Origin of the sequence: Vibrio sp. 10N.222.48.A3, from assembly GCF_041475345.1 — a bacterium.
Lineage (GTDB): Bacteria > Pseudomonadota > Gammaproteobacteria > Enterobacterales > Vibrionaceae > Vibrio > Vibrio tasmaniensis_A.
Genome location: NZ_JBFRVX010000429.1, coordinates 1 through 3934, shown reverse-complemented (window position 1 = coordinate 3934; position 3934 = coordinate 1). Strand labels below are relative to the sequence as shown.

General features: G+C 44.4%; 5 protein-coding genes. 2 read left to right on the top strand and 3 right to left on the bottom strand.

The window, feature by feature from the left end; all coding sequences use genetic code 11:
* Together AB4653_RS13110 and AB4653_RS13105 are read left to right on the top strand one after the other, a co-directional pair.
* Nucleotides 1-702, top strand: a 702-nt coding sequence (locus tag AB4653_RS13110) for an efflux RND transporter permease subunit (protein ID WP_372104376.1), incomplete at its 5' end; no start/stop codon positions are given.
* A 2-nt stretch (nucleotides 703-704) separates the two neighbouring features.
* Nucleotides 705-2213 (top strand): efflux transporter outer membrane subunit, encoded by a 1509-nt coding sequence (locus AB4653_RS13105; protein ID WP_102257383.1) that lies wholly within the window; start codon nucleotides 705-707, stop codon nucleotides 2211-2213.
* A gap of 149 nt (nucleotides 2214-2362) precedes the next feature.
* On the opposite strand, the gene AB4653_RS13100 is transcribed toward AB4653_RS13105, so the two are convergent.
* From AB4653_RS13100 to AB4653_RS13090, 3 genes are all read right to left on the bottom strand, one after another.
* On the bottom strand, nucleotides 2363-2659 hold the full coding sequence (locus AB4653_RS13100) for a hypothetical protein (protein WP_017093512.1): 297 nt from the start codon (nucleotides 2657-2659) through the stop codon (nucleotides 2363-2365).
* Between the two features lie 452 nt (nucleotides 2660-3111).
* Complete coding sequence (locus AB4653_RS13095) at nucleotides 3112-3393, bottom strand: hypothetical protein (protein ID WP_102257382.1); 282 nt, start codon at nucleotides 3391-3393, stop codon at nucleotides 3112-3114.
* Between the two features lie 60 nt (nucleotides 3394-3453).
* Nucleotides 3454-3786 carry a hypothetical protein gene (locus AB4653_RS13090; RefSeq protein ID WP_009846781.1) on the bottom strand — a complete coding sequence of 111 codons (333 nt, stop codon included), beginning with the start codon at nucleotides 3784-3786 and terminating at the stop codon, nucleotides 3454-3456.
* Between the last annotated feature and the right edge of the window lie 148 nt (nucleotides 3787-3934).

Genomic DNA, 3934 nt, shown 5'->3' with positions numbered 1-3934 from the left:
GGTCGTTACACCACACCAGCAGCGGTGAGGAACTCCGTCAAAGAGCAAATTGAAGCGATTCATTTGCCTGATGGTTATAGCCTTGAATGGGGGGGCGAATATTACGACGAGCACAAAGCCGTCAGCGATATTCTTAAACAGCTACCTAAAGCAATCTTGTTAATGATCATCATCTTGGTGGCGATGTTTAACGGATTCAAACAACCCGTGATTATCTTCACTACCCTACCGCTAGCAGCGACGGGTGCCACATTCAGCTTATTGCTATTGGATAAACCATTCGGATTTATGGCATTGATTGGCGCCGTAACCTTAACAGGTATGATCATCAAAAACGGCATTGTATTGATGGACCAAATAGAACTTGAACGTAAAAACGGGCGATCACTATCTGACGCCATCAAAGAAGCAACCGTGAACCGCACAATGGCGATTTCAATGGGGGCACTGACTACAGCACTTGGCATGATCCCGTTGTTAAGCGACCTACTGTTTGACCAGATGGCGGCAACCATTATCGGTGGCTTAGCTGCAGCAACCGTGTTGTCTCTGTTTGTGATGCCTGCGCTGTACAAGCTTTTCTATCGAACTGAAGAAAAAAAGACAGTAGCAGAAGCAATCAAAGACGCCGTGATTGTGCTTGATGCAACACCTCAGCCTTCAAACAGCGGCAATACAACTTCATTCAACAAGGAGCAATAAACATGCATCCATTAACTAAGTTTAAAGTCGCTCCTATAGCGCTCGCCTTGTTGCTGACAGGTTGCGCGGTTGGCCCAAATTACGAAGAACCGCAAACGACCATGGCAGAGACATTCTTATATAGCCAAGGTGATGTGAACCAAGACGGCGTGAGCCAAAACGAACATCACAATCATTGGTGGACACAGTTCAATGATCCAACGCTCAATCAGTTAGTGGCCGATGTTCAAAACCAGAACATCCCACTTAAACTGGCCGCCGAGCGAATCAACATGGCGAACTCATACAAAAGCGTTGTTGAATCATTCAAAGTCCCAACCATCAATGTCGGCGGCGGTTATTACAACTACCAACTGAGTGAGAACGACTCCCTACTCGGCCCGGTATTTGGTGCCTCTGATGCGGTTGAGTCAGCAACGGGCATGTCGTTACTTGAAGCCCAACACGATGGTGGGTTCTTAGGTGCGAGCATCGCGTGGGAAATGGACTTGTTTGGACGTATCGACAAACAATCCAACGCAGCGACGATTCGAGTTGAACAAGCCGAGATATTCCAATCAGGCTTGAACACCTTGATCACTGCCGATGTCATTCACAACTACCTGCAATATCGTGGCGCGCAAGAGCGAAAAATGATCGCACTAGAGAACATAGCCGACCAAAAGCAGACTTTAGAATTGGTCACCAAAGTGGTTCGCAGCGGCTACGGGTCTGAGTTAGATCTTGCTCAAGCCAAAGCCATGCTTGCGGCGACTGAATCTATTGTTCCTCAACTTGAAATAGCAGAGCAAGTTCACAAACAACGTATGGCGGTGTTGTTAGGCGAATCACTCACGAGCGTAAACCAACGTTTAGTCGGTGAATTCACCCTTCCGCGAATGAACGATGTAATTCCGACAGGCTTACCTTCTGACTTATTAGAACGACGCCCAGATATCCGAATCGCAGAACGCGAAATGGCAGCCATTAACGAAGAACTTGGTGCAAGCATTGCTAATCGCTATCCAAAGTTCTTCCTAACGGGTACGCCAGGTGTGACGGCAGGAAGCTTTGATGATCTGTTCAGTAGCGACTCATTCGGTTGGGCTGCTTCTGCCGGTATCAGTTGGAATGTATTCGATGGTGGCCGAGGCGAAGCCATGGTAGAAATGAACGAAGCAAGGTTCCGTTCTGCAGCGCTTAACTACCAACACTCTGTCGACAGCGCCTTTGCAGAAGTCGATTCAAGCTTGTTTGCCTATGGCCGTAGCCAAGAGAACCAAAAGCGCATCAATGAAGCTACCCTTGCCGTTGATAACGCGGTGAGCAAGGCAAAGTCGCTATACAAAGCGGGGCTAGTCGATTACTTGTCGGTGTTAGACGCACAAAGACAACAAAAAGCGATGCAAGATCGCCAAGTAGCCGCCAAGCTTCAAACCGCCAATACTACGATTGCAGTATATAAAGCCTTAGGAGGAGATTGGAAGGTGGCGAACGAAACGCAGAGTGTCGAATTAGCTCACGTTAACTAGTATTTCTGCTCTATGTTCTCTGCTGAATGTTCTCTGGTTCTGTGCTGAATGATGTAATAAGCGTAATAAAAAATACCGCCGTTGATTAAGGCGGTATTTTTATGAATTCGTTAACTGGCTAATGAGCTGACCAACAAGATAACCACTGACTAGGAATTAGACGCTTCGTTGCTGCCTGTATCTACGGTTTTGATCAAAGGGCCAGCACACTCGACAAAATCACCGATATCGAAAGTCTCTGGCGCATCGGCTCCACCCGTCACCCCAAAACTACCAGTAACCGTTGGCTCCTTATCAGTCTTATCTACGTCTAAAATGATCTCTACTTTATACGTGTGACCATCAGGAAGGAGTTTGGCACACTCTTCTAGTGTTGAAGCGGTAGCACCCATGCTAAAACCGAATAAACACACCGCAAGTACACTACTTTTCATTTTCAACATCATAAAACCTCTTGAAGACTATAGAGGCATCATACCAATAATCGGCAAACCTTCACGATAAACGTTGAGAAGTGAGTTCATAGCAACAAGGCCAATTAGCCCCAACCATGGGGAGCGCTTTCGCTATCATCGTACTCAGCATGACAAACCGAGCACTTGAAGTAGCTAATTTTTGATTTTGATTTATGTGAACCCAATAACACGCCGAATGCAATATTTAGAATTCGTGACTTGAGGGTGTTTTTCTCCTGCTGTTTTAACTTCACTTCGGACGCGCTTAACCTGATGTGTGACGTTTTCTTATTACAGTTTCCACATCGTAATACAGTGTCATTTTCTTGCATTTCCCTATTCCTTTAAGCACGTATATAGACAATTTCGTTATAACCTAAGTTCGCTGACTGAATTAGGTTCCAAACCGACATTAATAAACAAACGCTTAGACTCAAAGCAAACTAAAGAACCGTCACGCCTTCACCTTCAATCACTGAGTTAACATTCGCTCGCTCGATTATCTTGAGTAACGTTGTCTGGATTAACTCATTATCTCGAATTTCTGTTTCGCAAGAGAAACGCTCCTCTTGAACACCATCGCTCTCACCCAACATAAATTGAACCGAAACTTCCGTTGCGAGATCTTTTGTCGTTCCGTAATACGCTAGCGTGATTTTTGGGTATCCGTTGTCGCCTTTTTTAACCTGCTTTGCGATGCGTTTTTTAGCTTTATCTAAATTCATACAACTTCCTTTTAAGGCTGAAACTAAAAATGAACAAACGTCTGGTATATCGTAGTTTTACTATAAAGCATTACCACATCCACTACATGATTTTATGGATGATAATCCTCTTTTTCTTACGTTAGTTTTTCCACAAGAAACACAAAATTTCAATGAGTGGATATTGTAAATAGACGTCAAGATAACCAGCGGAACCCAGACCAATAATTCTGACCCATTACCACCTGAGCTATAGATAAAACCAATCGAGAAGATACCAAAAACAACAGACTGCAAAGTCCACAATGTTTGTTTGTACTTCGCACCTTTGATAATAAAAAACGTAAAAAAGCCAATTGAGCTACTGATAAGCCCATAAACCGCAAAACCTATAAAGGCTTCTTGTTGATTCATAACTCTCCCTGTCAACATCACGTTTACGGTCCGAGCAACGCTACTGCCCAAAACCATATGACCTTAAACATTAGTCAAACTTTAAACGAAAAGTGCCAAGCCTCGTAAATCACTTTTGAGTTATCTGTTCGTTAGCAGCTTTCAAGGC